We start from the raw sequence: 14204 nt of genomic DNA, 5'->3' as shown, positions 1-14204 counted from the left end.
GCGGCTTCCGTCGACGGTGAATCATGCTGTGAGGCAGCTGGACCACCGAGCGAAGGCGAGTACCGCGATGACCTTCAACGAAGGTATGCAGATCGATCCCGGCCGGGCATCGTCGGGCGGCGGACCCGGCATGGGCGGCAAAGTCGCGCTCGGTGGTGGTGCCGGCGGTTTGATCCTGTTGGTGATCACCCTGCTCATGGGTGGCGATCCGGGCTCGGCGCTGGGCAATCTCACCGGCGCGCAGGGCGGGCAGCCGCAGCCCGCCACCGCGGGCACCCCGACGCACTGCAAGACCGGCGCCGACGCCAACAAGTACGTGGACTGCCGGGTCGTGGCGACCGCGCAGAGCTTGGACGCGGTGTGGTCGGTGCAGCTGCCCGAGCAGACCGGCACGCAGTACGTGGAACCCAAGCTGCGGCTGTTCACCGGCTCGGTGAGCACCGGCTGCGGCAATGCCACCAGCGACGTGGGCCCGTTCTACTGCCCCGCCGACCAGACCGCCTACTTCGACACCGGGTTCTTCCAGGAACTCACCGACCGCTTCGGCGCGAGCGCGGGACCGCTGGCACAGGAGTACGTGGTCGCGCACGAAGTGGGCCACCACATCCAGAACCAGCTCGGCGATATCGGCAAGGCGCAGCGCGATCCGCAGGGCGCGACCTCGGGCGCGGTGCGCACCGAGCTGCAGGCCGACTGCTACGCGGGCATCTGGGCCAACTTCGCCGACAAGCAGCCCTCCCCCGGCGGCGGGCAACCTTTCTTGAAGCCGTTGTCCGACAAAGACATTCGCGATGCCCTGTCCGCGGCCAACGCTGTCGGCGACGACCGTATCCAGCGCAGCGCCGGGCGCGGGGTCAATCCCGAGTCGTGGACCCACGGGTCCTCGGATCAGCGGCAGAAATGGTTCCTCGTCGGCTACCGGACCGGTTCGGTGCAGGCCTGCGACACCTATTCCGCACGTGACCTGGACAACCCGCCCGGGCTACGCTGACCCGCGAACGCGACACCCACGCACTGACTTTCGATCGAGGGGAACCCATGCGCCCGACCATGACCGGACTGCTCGTCTGCGCGCTCGCGCTGCCCGGCGCGAGTGCCGTCGCCCAGGCCGATCCCGCGCCGCTACCGCTGGTGAGCCTGACCACGATCCCGGCGGGCTGGACCCAGCGCACCGACCTGCGCCCGGTCCTGCAGATCTTCCCCGACGGCACCGCCGTGCACATGCCCGACGCGGCGAGCAAGGACCGCAAGCCCGAGACCGCGCCGAAGAAGGTGACCGGAAAGGTTGCGGGCGAAGCGATCTCGGCCGCGCGCGACGAGATCAACGCGCTGAAGGACACCGACTTCGGTATCCCGACGGGCGAGAACCGCGGCACCCAGATCATCGACCTGATGCCCGAGGACTCCACCGACGACGCCCACCTGGTCGTCTACTCCCCCGAGGCCTCCGACGGCCTCAACCCGGAGCAGAAGGCCGCCCGCAAGCGCTTCGCCGACCTCTACAAGAAGCTGGTCGACGCCTTCAAGAGCTGACGCGTTCCACAGTCGAGGTTGCGCCGCGGAGCCACACTCCGGGCGCAACCTCTACCGCTTCAGAACCGGTCGGCTTCGGGTTCGCGTTCGTCTTCGTGGACCGCGCCGATGACCTCGGGCGTGGATTCGCCCAGCGGTCCGGTGAGATCGTCGTTGCCCGTGCGGCTTTGGTAGAACTGCACGTTGCGACCGTGTTCTTCTTCGTTGTTGCCACGGCCCGCGCCCGCTCCCGCGCCGCCGCCCATCATGCCGGAGGTACCGCCGGCGCCCGCGGCGCTGGTGGCGCCCATTCCGCCGGGGGTCATCGCGCGCCCCGCGGGCACGGCCGAACCGGGGATCGCCGCGCTGGACTTCGGGGTGCCCGCGCTCGGCACGCCGGCACCACCACCGGCGCCACCGCCACCACCGCGCGCTGCTCCGAGCGCGCCGAGTGCGGCACCACCACCGCCACCGCCACCGCTGCCACCCGAGCCGCCGGACCCGAGACCGGCCGGGACGGTCGAGCCGGGCGCACCGGTGCTGGGGTTCGCACCCGCTGCCGCGGTCGAGCCGTCGCCGCCGCCCAGCGCTTCCTGCGCCTGGGTCATCAGCGGCTCGCCGATGTTCTCCGAGACCGCCGACAGTGCTTCCTCCGGCGACGGCAGACCGCTCTGGCTGGCCAGCTGCCCGACCACATTGCTGAGTTCGCCGGTGTATCCCATGAGCTGTCCACGGGTGATGTTGACGACCGAGACCGCCTCACCCAGATGCGTGGTGGCCAAACCGATCAGCGTGGCCTGGGTCGGCGGCAGCATGATCGTCGGCGCCAGCGCCGTGGCCTGGGCCGCGAACGTGGTGGCGATCGTAGTGAGCTGCGCGTTGCCGGTCTGCACGACCGCGGCGGCCTGCTGGGTGAGCGCGGAGATGTCGATGCCGCGCTGGCCGGTTTCCTGCCCCTGGGTTTGCGCCTGCTGGCTGGCCGTGGTCGCCGCGTCGGCGGCCTGGCCCTCCCACAGCTGCTGGACGGTCTTCACACCACCCTGGGCCAGGCTCATCGCCTGTTCGATGACGGCCGAGGACTGACTCAGGATCGCGGTGGGGTCCACGGAGTTGAAAACGCCGGTGCCGAAGCTGCTGAGCAGGTCGAGGAACGGCTGGAACAGCGCGTCGACGCCGGGCAGCGCGGGCAGTGACACGCCGTTCATCAGCGCGGCGACCGGATCTTGCGGCAGTGTCGGCGCGGCGGCGGACGGGCTCGCGGCGGCGGAAGCACCCCCGCCCGACGTGCCGGTCAGTGCCGCTTTGGCCTGGTCGAACGCGGTCATCGCGGCAGCCGAGGCAGGTGCGGTGAGCTCGGCGACCGTGCCCTGCAGACCGCTCAGCGCGGAGGAGGCGTCATGGGAGATGCCGGACAGGATGTCGGAGGGCAGCATGTCCTGCGGCTGCCCGCCACCCAGGCCGCCAAGGCCGCCGAGGCCCGCGGGCGACATGCTGCCGTTCTGAGCTTCGTCGGTGATCTTCTGCGCGAGGGTGAAAACCGCTTCTTCCTCGGCCGCGAGATCGTCGGGCACCTGCATCAACGGCACGTCCAGGATCGCCTGGGTATCCAGCGGCAGCGCACCCATCGCCGAGGACGCCATCTCGGCATCGGCGGTAGCCAGCGCGGCCTCGGGGGCGATGACGCCGCCATCGGAGCTCAGCGGTTTCATGCCGCGCCTCCGAGTCCGGCGGCCTGACGCGCGAGCTCGGCGGCATTGTCGATATCGGTGGTCTCGAAGGTCACCGACGACTTGAAGGCGGCATCGGACAGCGAGCTGAACCGGGCCGACAGATCGTTGATGTCCTTGGCTTGCAACGCTTGTGCGGCCGCGAACATCGCCAGGTAGTCGGCGCCGATGAGGCCGAACACCGGCGTCGCCGCCGACACGCTGGCCACCAGATCGATGTTGCCCGCGGCGGCGACCTGCCCCGCGACTGCGCTGTTGGCCGCCGCGAACGCCGCGACCCCTGGTGTCTCCACCGAGACGTGATTCATGCGAAATCCCCCAACTCGTCGTGAAAAGTCTGCCATAGACCGCGATCAGCGGCCGCGAAACTCCCGACGCGACCCACCCGACTGCGAGTGGCTCCGAATATAGCCGAACACCCCGACAGTTTTCGAGTCGTATCACCCTCGATCCGCGCGACCCACTAGGAAAACTAGAACATGTTCTATACCCTCGGGCGCATGAAGGTCGCAGTGACCGGCGCAGCCGGCTACCTCGGTACCAATCTGATCCCCCTGCTCGTCGAGCGCGGCCACGAGGTGGTCGCCATCGACCGAGTCGCCCCGACCATCGACGATCCGGCCGTGAGCTGGATCGACGGCGATGTGCTGAACCCTGTTTCGATGCGCGCGGCACTGACCGGCGTGGAGGTGGTGTACCACCTGGTCGCGCTGATCACGCTCGCCGAACGCAACGACCTGGCATGGCGGGTGAACACCGAAGGCGTGCGCGTGACCGCCGAGGCCGCGCTGGCATCCGGGGTGCGCCGGTTCGTGCACACCAGCTCCATCCACGCGTTCGACCAGTACCGCGCGCACGGGCACATCGACGAGACCTCCGGCCGGTCCGACGATCCGAGCCTGCCCGTGTACGACCGGTCCAAATGGTCGGGCGAGCTGGCGCTGCGCCCGGTGATCGAGCAGGGCCTGGACGCGGTGATCGTGAACCCGACCGGCGTCTACGGTCCCGCCGACAACCCCGAGCGGCTGTCCCGCCTCAACAGCACCGTCGCCCAGGCGATGCGGGGCCGCATCCCGGTGATGATCGGCGGCGGCTTCGACCTGGTCGACGTGCGCGATGTGGCGCTCGGTCTGATCCTGGCCGGCGAGAAGGGCCGCACCGGCGAGAACTACCTGCTCGGCGGCGAGATGACCACCATGCTCGACCTGTGCCGGATGGCCGCGGCCCGCGCCGGCGCGCAGGGCCCCCGTTTCGCCATCCCGGCGAAGTGGCTGGGTGCGCTGCTGCCGGTCCTCGAGCCGATCAGCAGGCGTCTGGGCTCCGACATCCTGTCCAAAGCCGCACTGGGCGCGCTGATCTCGGCGCCGATCGTCGACCACGGCAAGGCCGAACGCGAACTCGGCTACCGTCCGCGCCCGACCGCGGAGACGGTCGACGATCTGGTCGATTTCCTGCGGGCGCCGCGTCAGGCTTGACACCTGTTCGAACAAATGTTCGACTCTGGGGGTGCGGTGGCAAGCCCAAACCCTCGACGCCGATGACGGCGCACTGCCCGGCCTGACCAGAGCCGGGCTGGTTCGCAGCGTCCGCACCCCGGAGTTCGACGGCATCACCTTTCACGAAGTGCTGTGCAAGAGCGCGCTGAACAAGATGCCCGAGAGTTCAGCGCTGCCGTTCCGCTGGACGATCAACCCGATGCGCGGCTGCTCGCACGCCTGCCGCTACTGCTTCGCGCGGGGCAGTCACGAATATCTGGGCTTGGATGCGGGCGAGGATTTCGATTCCGAGATCGTGGTGAAAACCAATATCGCCGCGGTGTTGCGCCGCGAACTGGGGCGCCGTTCGTGGCAGCGCGAGGCCGTGGCACTGGGCACCAACACCGACCCGTATCAGCGCGCCGAGGGCCGATATCGCTTGATGCCCGGCATCATTCGCGCGCTGTCGGATTCGGGCACCCCGTTCTCGATTCTCACCAAGGGCCCGCTGCTGCGCCGCGATCTCCCCCTGCTCGTCGAAGCGGCCCGCCAGGTGGAAATCAGTGTCGCGGTGTCGATCGCCATCCTGGACCCGGATCTGCACCACAGCCTCGAACCCGGCACCCCCGAACCCCGTGCACGCCTTGACCTGGTCCGCGCGCTGTCCGACGCGGGCTTCACCGTCCACGTCATGGCCGCCCCGATCATCCCGTGCCTCACCGACAGCCGGGCCCACCTGGAAGCCCTGTTCGCCGCGATCGCCGATGCGGGTGCGACCAGCGCCATGGCGTTCCCCATGCACCTGCGTGGTCCCACCCGCGACTGGTTCCTCACCTGGCTGGCGGAGCAACACCCGGCCCTCATGCGCCGCTACCGCCAGCTGTACCCCCGCGGCGGCAATGTCACTGCGCTGTACCGCGATTGGTTACGCGATCGGGTGAACCCGCTGCTGACTCAGTACAGCCTCCGTCAAACCCAGGGCCGCACAACCCCTCCGGCACCGCGTCCACAACCCATCGACACCCAACTGGCCCTGTTCGGCTGAACACAGCTCAAGTCAGCGCGGCGACTTCGGAATCGGTGAGCACGACCGGCGAGACGGCGTCCTTGCCGCGCACCGACTGCACCGCCCGATACAACGGGCGTTCGTCGAGACCGGCGTCGCGGGCTTCGGCGCGCAACTGCCCGACCAGCACTTCGGAGATGGCGATGGCGGCGACCAATTCGCTCGAGGACAGGGCATCGGCGAGTTTGCGCAGCGCCAACAGGTGCAGTTCGCGGCCACTGCCCACGTCGGTGTACATCGCCAGCGGAACGATCTGCGTGTCCGCGTCGGCGGTGACCTTCAAAACGATGCGGCTGAGCCTGCCCGGGTAGACCTGCAGCTGCACACCGGTGGCGTGCGCGAGGTCGACGGTGTTCTCGCCGAACAGTCGGTGCGCGCGGATCACGGTGCCGCTCAACCACATTCGACGACGCTGGAACGCGAAGACATAGGCGACGGTCGGCAGGGCCACGACCAGTCCGATCGCGATGGCGTACGGCCAGCTCAGCCACACCGCCGACAGCAGCGTGGCCCCGACACCGACGCCGAGCGCGGCCAGCGAGAGCTTGCGCAACATCGGCGCGAAGACCTCGGGCGCGACCAGGTCGATGCCCACCGGTTCCGTTGCCGCCGACTGCCCGTCCACGATGTCCTCTCCACCTTCACCGGCCCGCCCGGTGTGAGGCGCGGTCAGATTACCGCGCCCCACCGACACGCTCACGCCCACGCGAGAGCTGTCGACTCAGCCGCCCAGTGCCTCGCGCAACACCGCGACCACGCCGTCGAGCGGCACGGACCGCTGATCGCCGGTCGCCATTTCCTTGACCCCGATCGTGTTCTCGGCCAGGTCCCGATCACCGAGCACGAGCGTGTACTTCGCCCCCGAACGATCGGCGCCCTTCATCGCGCCCTTCATGCCACGCCCGCCGTAGGCCAGGTCGACGCTGATATCGGCGGCCCGCAGCTGTCCGGCCAGCGCGACCATCTTCGCCTTGGCTTCGTCACCCAGCGCCACACCGTAGACCTGGCAGCGCGCCGGGTCGGCCGCGGACTTGCCTTCCGCGGCCAGCGCCAGCACGGTCCGGTCGACACCGATGCCGAACCCGATGCCCGACAACGGCTGTCCGCCCAGTTCGGCCATCAGCCCGTCGTAGCGTCCGCCGCCGCCGATGCCCGACTGCGCGCCGAGCTGGTCGTGTACGAATTCGAACGTGGTCTTGGTGTAGTAGTCCAGTCCGCGCACCATCCGCGGATTCACCACGTAGGGCACGCCGAGCGCGTCCAGGTGGGCGAGCACCTCGTCGAAGTGGGCTTTCGCCGATTCGGACAGGTGGTCGATCATCAGCGGCGCGTTCGCGGTCAGCTCGCGCACTTCGGGACGTTTGTCGTCGAGCACGCGCAGCGGATTGATCTCGGCGCGACGCTGGGTTTCCTCGTCGAGGGGCAGCCCACGCAGGAATTCCTGCAGCAGTTCGCGGTACTGCGGGCGGCAGGTCTCATCGCCCAGCGAGGTGATCTCGAGGCGGAAGCCGTCCAGGCCAAGCGACCGGAATCCGGCGTCGGCGATCGCGATGACCTCGGCGTCCAGGGCCGGATCGTCGATGCCGATGGCCTCGATGCCGACCTGCTGCAGCTGCCGGTAGCGACCGGCCTGCGGGCGTTCGTAGCGGAAGAACGGCCCGGCGTAGCACAGCTTCACCGGTAGCTGGCCGCTCTTGTCGAGGCCGTGCTGGATCACCGCGCGCATGACACCGGCGGTGCCTTCGGGGCGCAGGGTGAAGCTCTCGCCGTTGCGGTCGGCGAAGGTCCACATCTCTTTGCTGACCACGTCGGTCGATTCGCCCACACCCCGCGCGAACAGCGCGGTCTGTTCGAATACCGGCAGCTCTACATGCCCGTATCCCGCAAGTCGGGCGGCGTGGATCAAGCCGTCGCGCACGGCGACGAACTCGGCCGAATTCGGGGGCAGGTAGTCCGGGACACCCTTCGGGGCGGTGAAGCTGCTGGTCTTCGTCACGATGGTCCAGTTTTCCCCACGGACACCCTCGGCGTCCAACCGGTTACCCTCTAACCGAACCTGACGACACGGGAGGAACGCGGTAGTGCCGAGTAACGAACAGCGACGGGCGGCGGCCAAGCGCAAGCTGGAGCGCCAGCTGGCACGACGGGCCGAGCAGGAGAAGAAGCGCAAGCGCTTGACGATCGCGGGCTCGGTACTGGGTGTGATCGTGGTCGCCGCAGCCGTGACCGGGGTGTACTTCCTCACCAAGGGCGACGACAGCGCGTCCACGAACGCCGAGTCGTCCTCGGCGGTGCCCACGACCGCGTTCGTGAACACACCCCTGGACATCCCCGGCCCGCCCCCGGCTGCGGCGAAGCCCGCGAGCGTGGACTGCGGTTACCCGGCAGGCCAGGAGCCGCCCGCCAAGCCCGTCACGGTGCCCGCGAAGACCTCGGTGGCCACCGACGGTCCCGAGGTGAAGGTGGCCATCGATTCCACCCAGGGCCCGATCGGCTTGTCGCTCAACAGCGCTGCGGCCCCGTGCACGGTGAACTCCTTCGTGAGCCTGGCCGAACAGGGCTACTTCGACAAGACCAGCTGCCACCGCATCGTGGCCACGGCCGGTTTCGGCATCCTGCAGTGCGGCGACCCGGCCGCCACCGGCATGGGTGGACCCGGCTACAGCTTCGACAACGAGTACCCCACCGACCTGTACCCCGCGGGTGATCCCGCCCTGCAGACGCCGGTGAACTACAAGCGCGGCGTGGTCGCCATGGCCAACGCGGGCTCCACGCCGGAAGGCAAGGGCACCAACGGAAGTCAGTTCTTCCTGGTGTTCGGTGACACGCAGCTGCCGCCGAACTACACCATTTTCGGCACCATCGACGAAGCCGGTCTTGCCACCTTGGACAAGGTCGCGGGCGGCGGCGTGAAGGGCGGCGCCGAAGACGGCGGCCCGGCCATCCCGATCTCGTTCACCTCCGTCAAGGTGGGCTGACACCGCTTTTCGACCAGGTCACGGACCGGACACCACTGCGGTGTCCGGTCCGTTTCCGGTTTTCGGGCCCTGACGTGCGAAGAAGATCATCAGAGGCTAGGCAACCCTATAATTCATCCGGGTTACAGCCCCCTCACCGGCAATTTCTTCGCCGCCACTCCGTCCAACCAGTCATCGCACTGTGTCCTGCGCGCGGTAGGGTCAGATATCCACTTCCACAGCAGCATCGGGAGCAGTCATGGCGGAACTCGACGACATCGGCAGCGAAACCGCATCCATGATGCGGACCATGCTGCAAATGGCCACGCTGGTGGCACTCAAGTCGCGTGAACACGGTCAGAAAGAGGCCGAGACTCGCGCGAAGGCGATCGAGGCCAAGATGAAGGAAGCGCGCGAGTTGCAGATTCGCGAGGCGCGGGATCTGAAGGCCAAGGATCCGCGGAATATGGAACTGGTGCAGATGATGTCGGTCGGGTCGCGCTCGATCGAAGCACGCAGCATCGAGTCGCGCGGGGTGGAGTCGCGTGGCATCAGCCTGAGCAAGAAAGGCTCACCCTTCGCCTCGACTGCCGCTGGGCAATCCAGCAGTGTCGGACACACGGCAAGCTATGACTCCAGCGAACGACGCGCAGCGATCGCGGCACACCTGCAGAGGGCAGGAGTAGCGCCAGATCTGGCCGAAGTGCGCATGCTGATGGAGATCGGCCAAGGAATCGACCCGGCCGACGCGATTCGACGCACCAACGCGGCAACCCGCGAATTCGGAATTGAACGCGGAATCGAGGCCCGCGGGATTCAACGCGGCGTCGAACGAGGAATCGAAAGAGGCCGCTGAAGCTGGACTCCATGTCGCTGAAGCACCAATTTCTTGGTACTTCAGCGACCCGGGTCGCCCGCTACGCGCGCGGTTCCATGGTCTTCTGCCACGGGCCGTTCGGGGGTGGGTTGGTGAACATCGCCCGGTCGGGACCTTGCGGTGGATCCTGCGGCAATGGATCCAGCATCTCCTTGTGCCCGTTGCGCACGCTGCAATATTTGAAGGGACCACGAGGGTCGAAGAGCATGGCCATATGCCGGTCCGCGTGATTGAGGAACCACACACTGATTCCCGGACCGCCCTGCAACCGGAAATGTTCCCAGGTTTGCCAGACAGCGTCGAGCCTGATCACTGCCTCGGTGTGGCGCCACCATTCCGGGCACCACACGGTGTCACTGATGTCGGTGACCTGTCTGCTGTAGACCTTGCTCAGATACTCCTTCACGAAGACGAACACGTCGTCGTAGCCATTGGCGATTTCGCGGGAGCCCGGAATTTCCTCGATCACAGCGGCTTGACCTCCTCGATATCGCCGATCTCCGTCTGCGGGACGGACTTCGACAGTGACGGTTGACTGATCAGCTCGTCCATACGCGGCTTGCCGGAGGGAATGTTGAACTCGATTGATTGCTTCACCGCGTCGACGTACTCGGTTTCCCACCACGGCACCGTGCGAACCAGCACTGCTGGTTGACCCGAGGTGAATACCACCGCCCGGCCCCGCGGTAGCGTAGCCAATCCCTGAGGGGTGAAGGTCACCGATGAACTGAGCGAACGCGAATAGCTCTTGCTGTTGCCCGACTGCGAGATCGACTGCGAGATCGAGTCGTACTCACCGATTGCCTCGGAGCGGTCGCGCAGGAATGCCATATCGTCGACACCGCTGCCGAGTACCTTGATGTTGGCCGCCGACCACAGGGCGCTCATTCCCGCCTCCCCCCAACAGCGCGCACCCTGCGCCCACGACTGCAGCACTGTCATCACCACGATGCCACGCGACCCGAAGTGGCTGTACTGCTTGGGCAGGTCCTTCCAGCGCACTACGTTTGCCGCCTCGTCGAGCACCGCGAGCAACGGAATCGGCAACCGCCCTCCTGGCGAGTGTGATGCCTTACGGGTCGCTACATCGATGACCGCCTCGGTGAGCGCACTGACCAGCGGCGCCGCCGACCCACGGCCTTCCAAGGACAGGCAGTAGAGGGTCCCATTTCGCTCGATGAAATCGAGCTCGTCGAATTGCCGCTCGCTTCTACCGGGGGTAATCCAGGCATGGACGTTCGACATCTGCAGGCACCGAATCATCTTCTTCGCGGTACCGAAAACTCCGCTTTTGGTCCGCTGGTCAGCGTTGTATTGCATGGCCAGGCCGGATGCTGTGAAGTGGCGATCCGCCTTGCGTAGCACTTCGACGGGCTCGATATTCTGCGGATCGGTGACCCACTCCCAGACTTGTGTGATCGGCCGACCCGCAATCGCGGCGGCCAAAAACATTGCGGCGAGCAGGTCTTCGGCCTCTGGATTGAAGAAGCCGTCCGCATCGGACGCTTCAAATGTGCTTTCGGAATCGGCGAAATGCCCCGCCAACCGGGCCGCCCGCATTTCACAGCCTTCCATGCGTGGATTGACCCAGGCCAGCGGGTCCCAGAACCACGTCGGCAATTCGTCGGCGACTCCCTGTGGGTCGAACACGAAGGTGGGGCTGCCCTTTGCTTCGCGCACGTTGCGGGTGGCGTCGACAACGTCTCGCTTGTTCGAGGTAGTGAGCACCGGTCCGATCGCAGAAAGGATCGCCGGAATTACGCGCGAGGTCGACTTGCCTTGCCGAGGACCCCAAATGTCGAGATGTAGATCTTCGTACGATCCGTACAGTGGGGCTCCGTCGGCGACGGCGACGCCGATCGGCACACCAGGGGAATCGGTCGTACCCAACACGATGCCGAGATCCTTCGCCTTAGCCCGAACCCCGTCCTCGGTAATCGACGCGATGGCGCTACCAGTGCCCATGTAGTCGGCCTTGTCGTCCACTGCCAAGCGCCCAGCACCCGCACGCTTTTTCAGCTGCTTGCGGATCACGAAGAACGCGATGACCGCAGCGATCACCAACAGTACGATCACCGTCGATTCAGTTGGCCACTGCAACTTTCCACGCGCCAGGTCAGCGACCACTGCGATGGGATTCGCCGGAATGCTCTGCGGCGCATCGTCCAACGCATTACCCAGATGTAAGGCAGCCGCCAACGTACCGAGCGTGGCGAAGCCGAACACGATCATGATCAACGTCGTGTCGGGTCCGATCGCGGCCGGGTCCGTCACCTTTTTCTTCGCCACGGGTGCCTCCTTGTGGACGTGGTGGGTGGGTGGTCAGCGGAATGCGTCGAGGCGCCAGCCTTGCGGCGTGTGCACCACGGTCGCGATGACCGTGCTCGGCGGTAGGGCTTCGGTGCGTCCGTTGGGGTAGACGACCGTTTGTTCGATGCCGATCTTGTATTGCGCGACGGCGGGATCCGCGGTAGCGGGGGCGGGTTCGCCCGAGGCGAAGGTGAAGGCTTCCACGTGCGCTTTCGCCTTGCCCCAGTCGGCCCATTGCAGTGACGGTTTCGGGGTGTCGGTGGCCCCGATCGATGTGTCGAGCATACGTATCATGCTGGGCCCCAGCCATTTTCGCGCGCGTTGGAGCGAGGAGCCGGGTTGTTCGGTGGTGGGGTTCCAGGTGAAGATCTCGCGCAGGGCGACTACGGCGACGCCGTCGGGTGTGGTCGGGTCGACGGCGGCTTCGAGCAGGCGGGTGGTGGAGGTGATCTGGGTGCGCGTGGGTTCGGCGGTGTCGCCACCGCAGGCGGGTACCGCGAGTGCGACAGCCACGAGCATCACCGCCGGGGTTGTGCGGATTCGTGTTCTCTCCCACCAGGTTATCGCTGGTCGCGTGCTCACAACACCCTCCTCGCCCGCGCGTCGCCGGGCACCGCCATCTCGGTGACGCCGCCGCCTCCGCTGGTCGGGGGCATCGACTGGATCATGTGACCGTTGCCCGTGTAGATCCCGACTTGTGTGGGTCCTTGGCGTCCGAATCCACTGAACACCAGATCGCCCACTGCCGCCTTCGCGATCGGGATTTCCCGTCCGGCTTCCCATTGCTGTTCGGCGGTGCGCGGCAACGACACCGCCCCCGAGGACGCGGCGAACACCGCGGCGGCGGTCAATCCGGGCCCGTCGAACCCGCCACCGCTGGGCCCTTGCGGACCGCCGCCACCCCACACGTAGGGCGTGCCGAGCCAGTCGTGGGCGGCTTCGACGATCTGTTCGCCGTCGCTGCCCTCCCCGGGGGTGAACCGGCCCTGTGCGCCGGGTGCGCGGTATTGCGGTTCCATCGACAAGATATTGGTGACGTACGGCCGGGTTTCGGAGAAGTGCGCCGCGTACTGATTGGGCATACCGCCCGAGGTCAGTACCGCGCCTTCACCGGCGTTGTAGCCGGCCAGGGTGAGCGCGGCCAGGTCGCCCGATACGCGCCCGGCGGTCAGCCAGCCGGCGATCTTGTGGGCGATCGCGCACATGTAGCGGGCTTGGCCGATGATCGCGTCGCCGTCGTCCCACACGCTGGCGGTGCCGTTGCCGTCGGCGTCGATGATGTAGGGCTTGCCGTCGTCGGGGTTGATGCTCACGGCCGTGCCGGGCAGGAACTGGGCCAGGCCTTGCGCGCCCGCGGGCGAGGTGAGGCCGCGCCGGAACCCGGACTCCTGCTTGGCTTGCGCGGCCAGCAGCGACGAGGAGATCTCCGGGCAGACCGTGCCCGCGCGCCGGTACCAGATCTCGAGTTCGGCGGGCACCTTTCCGTCGGCCAATGCCCCACCGGCGCTGCCGAATCCGCGCACACAGTGGGGGTCGCTCGAAAATGCCCGTGCACCACCGACATCGGGGGTGGGTGCGCCGTCCAGCCAGGGCATCGGGTCGATCTGACGACCACCGGTGAACCGACCGCCGGGCACGATCTCGAAATGCAAGTGGGGGCCCGAGGATTCGCCCGCCGAGCCGACCATGCCGATGGGCTGACCAGCGGTGACGGTCTGGCCGGTGCGCACTTTCACGCCCGCGTCCCACATGTGGCCGTAGACCGCGGAGTAGGCGCGCCCGTTGGTGTCGACGGCGTCGACCACGATCCAGTTGCCGAAACCCGAAGCGGCACCGGCGGCTACGACGCGCCCGTCGGACACGGAGTAGATCGTGGTCCCGTCGGCCGCGGCCATGTCGATGCCCTTGTGGTCGCCGCCGCGCGAGCCGAACACGTCGGAGATGGTGAAGGTGCCGATCTCCATCGGCATGGTGCGACGCAACGGGCCGACACCGGCGGCCAGCGACGGCGTGCCCGTGACAGACGGATTCTGTGAGGGGACAACCGAACTGGTCGCCCCCGCGCGATGGTCGCCGCCCAGTTGCGGCAGGGTGGGCACCGCTGACCCGTTCAGCACGTCGTCGGTCTCGCAGCCCTCATCCGAGGAGGGCAGCACGATCACCATCACCAGTGCCACCAGACCGATGACGGCACCGATCGTGGTCAACATCATCGTGCGGACGTTCACCGGCCGCCTCCCCGCGTTCCGCGCCGGGCGTCGGCTCGAGCGCCGTCCGCCG

At 67.4% G+C, this 14204-nt stretch carries 14 protein-coding genes; 6 read left to right on the top strand and 8 right to left on the bottom strand.

Translation table 11 applies throughout. From position 1 onward, the window contains the following. Window positions 1-67: 67 nt before the first annotated feature. The gene (locus ACFWU5_RS13125) at window positions 68-991 is read left to right on the top strand and encodes a neutral zinc metallopeptidase (protein ID WP_379267302.1); all 924 of its coding nucleotides are present in this window, start codon (window positions 68-70) and stop codon (window positions 989-991) included. A 47-nt stretch (window positions 992-1038) separates the two neighbouring features. Further along, window positions 1039-1533 (top strand): hypothetical protein, encoded by a 495-nt coding sequence (locus ACFWU5_RS13120; RefSeq protein WP_379267301.1) that lies wholly within the window; start codon window positions 1039-1041, stop codon window positions 1531-1533. 59 nt (window positions 1534-1592) lie between these two features. On the opposite strand, the gene ACFWU5_RS13115 is transcribed toward ACFWU5_RS13120, so the two are convergent. Both ACFWU5_RS13115 and ACFWU5_RS13110 read right to left on the bottom strand, forming a co-directional pair. Further along, on the bottom strand, window positions 1593-3221 hold the full coding sequence (locus ACFWU5_RS13115) for a hypothetical protein (protein ID WP_379267300.1): 1629 nt from the start codon (window positions 3219-3221) through the stop codon (window positions 1593-1595). Further along, the gene (locus ACFWU5_RS13110; RefSeq protein ID WP_379242266.1) at window positions 3218-3547 is read right to left on the bottom strand and encodes a type VII secretion target; all 330 of its coding nucleotides are present in this window, start codon (window positions 3545-3547) and stop codon (window positions 3218-3220) included. The genes ACFWU5_RS13115 and ACFWU5_RS13110 overlap by 4 nt, the downstream gene beginning before the upstream one ends. A gap of 192 nt (window positions 3548-3739) precedes the next feature. On the opposite strand from ACFWU5_RS13110, the gene ACFWU5_RS13105 reads away from it, so the two are divergent. Further along, window positions 3740-4714: an NAD-dependent epimerase/dehydratase family protein gene (locus tag ACFWU5_RS13105; protein ID WP_379267299.1), complete on the top strand. Its 975-nt coding sequence runs from the start codon at window positions 3740-3742 to the stop codon at window positions 4712-4714. A 31-nt stretch (window positions 4715-4745) separates the two neighbouring features. Further along, window positions 4746-5759 carry an Rv2578c family radical SAM protein gene (locus ACFWU5_RS13100; protein ID WP_379242268.1) on the top strand — a complete coding sequence of 338 codons (1014 nt, stop codon included), beginning with the start codon at window positions 4746-4748 and terminating at the stop codon, window positions 5757-5759. Window positions 5760-5766: 7 nt separating this feature from the next. Here the strand turns inward: ACFWU5_RS13100 and ACFWU5_RS13095 are convergent, their stop codons facing one another. Both ACFWU5_RS13095 and hisS read right to left on the bottom strand, forming a co-directional pair. Beyond that, window positions 5767-6405, bottom strand: coding sequence for a hypothetical protein (locus ACFWU5_RS13095; protein ID WP_379242269.1), 639 nt, complete (start codon window positions 6403-6405; stop codon window positions 5767-5769). Window positions 6406-6501: 96 nt separating this feature from the next. After that, entirely contained in the window at window positions 6502-7776 is a 1275-nt protein-coding gene (gene hisS / locus ACFWU5_RS13090; protein ID WP_379242270.1) for a histidine--tRNA ligase, read from the bottom strand. 85 nt (window positions 7777-7861) lie between these two features. On the opposite strand from hisS, the gene ACFWU5_RS13085 reads away from it, so the two are divergent. Together ACFWU5_RS13085 and ACFWU5_RS13080 are read left to right on the top strand one after the other, a co-directional pair. Next, the gene (locus ACFWU5_RS13085; protein WP_379267298.1) at window positions 7862-8758 is read left to right on the top strand and encodes a peptidylprolyl isomerase; all 897 of its coding nucleotides are present in this window, start codon (window positions 7862-7864) and stop codon (window positions 8756-8758) included. A gap of 238 nt (window positions 8759-8996) precedes the next feature. Next, window positions 8997-9593 (top strand): hypothetical protein, encoded by a 597-nt coding sequence (locus tag ACFWU5_RS13080; protein ID WP_379267297.1) that lies wholly within the window; start codon window positions 8997-8999, stop codon window positions 9591-9593. 61 nt (window positions 9594-9654) lie between these two features. On the opposite strand, the gene ACFWU5_RS13075 is transcribed toward ACFWU5_RS13080, so the two are convergent. The 4 genes from ACFWU5_RS13075 to ACFWU5_RS13060 form a co-directional block, all read right to left on the bottom strand. Next, the gene (locus ACFWU5_RS13075; RefSeq protein ID WP_379267296.1) at window positions 9655-10083 is read right to left on the bottom strand and encodes a DUF4913 domain-containing protein; all 429 of its coding nucleotides are present in this window, start codon (window positions 10081-10083) and stop codon (window positions 9655-9657) included. Continuing rightward, window positions 10080-11846, bottom strand: a complete 1767-nt coding sequence (locus ACFWU5_RS13070) for a TraM recognition domain-containing protein (protein ID WP_379267295.1) — start codon at window positions 11844-11846, stop codon at window positions 10080-10082. The genes ACFWU5_RS13075 and ACFWU5_RS13070 overlap by 4 nt, the downstream gene beginning before the upstream one ends. 90 nt (window positions 11847-11936) lie before the next feature. Beyond that, complete coding sequence (locus tag ACFWU5_RS13065; protein WP_379242275.1) at window positions 11937-12506, bottom strand: hypothetical protein; 570 nt, start codon at window positions 12504-12506, stop codon at window positions 11937-11939. Then, window positions 12503-14152 carry a peptidoglycan DD-metalloendopeptidase family protein gene (locus ACFWU5_RS13060; RefSeq protein ID WP_379267294.1) on the bottom strand — a complete coding sequence of 550 codons (1650 nt, stop codon included), beginning with the start codon at window positions 14150-14152 and terminating at the stop codon, window positions 12503-12505. Before ACFWU5_RS13060 ends, ACFWU5_RS13065 begins: the two co-directional genes overlap by 4 nt. Between the last annotated feature and the right edge of the window lie 52 nt (window positions 14153-14204).

The organism is Nocardia sp. NPDC058640 (assembly GCF_042716995.1).
GTDB lineage: Bacteria > Actinomycetota > Actinomycetes > Mycobacteriales > Mycobacteriaceae > Nocardia.
The sequence above is the reverse complement of the archived record's forward strand: the minus strand, read 5'-3'. Positions and strand labels throughout refer to the sequence as shown.

Excerpts from the sequence above, each read along its gene's own strand:
- ACFWU5_RS13125 (WP_379267302.1), top strand. The coding sequence starts at position 68 with ATGACCTTCAACGAAGGTATGCAGATCGATCCCGGCCGGGCATCGTCG.
- ACFWU5_RS13120 (WP_379267301.1), top strand. The coding sequence starts at position 1,039 with ATGCGCCCGACCATGACCGGACTGCTCGTCTGCGCGCTCGCGCTGCCC.
- ACFWU5_RS13115 (WP_379267300.1), bottom strand. The coding sequence starts at position 3,221 with ATGAAACCGCTGAGCTCCGATGGCGGCGTCATCGCCCCCGAGGCCGCG.
- ACFWU5_RS13110 (WP_379242266.1), bottom strand. The coding sequence starts at position 3,547 with ATGAATCACGTCTCGGTGGAGACACCAGGGGTCGCGGCGTTCGCGGCG.
- ACFWU5_RS13105 (WP_379267299.1), top strand. The coding sequence starts at position 3,740 with ATGAAGGTCGCAGTGACCGGCGCAGCCGGCTACCTCGGTACCAATCTG.
- ACFWU5_RS13080 (WP_379267297.1), top strand. The coding sequence starts at position 8,997 with ATGGCGGAACTCGACGACATCGGCAGCGAAACCGCATCCATGATGCGG.
- ACFWU5_RS13070 (WP_379267295.1), bottom strand. The coding sequence starts at position 11,846 with ATGATCGTGTTCGGCTTCGCCACGCTCGGTACGTTGGCGGCTGCCTTA.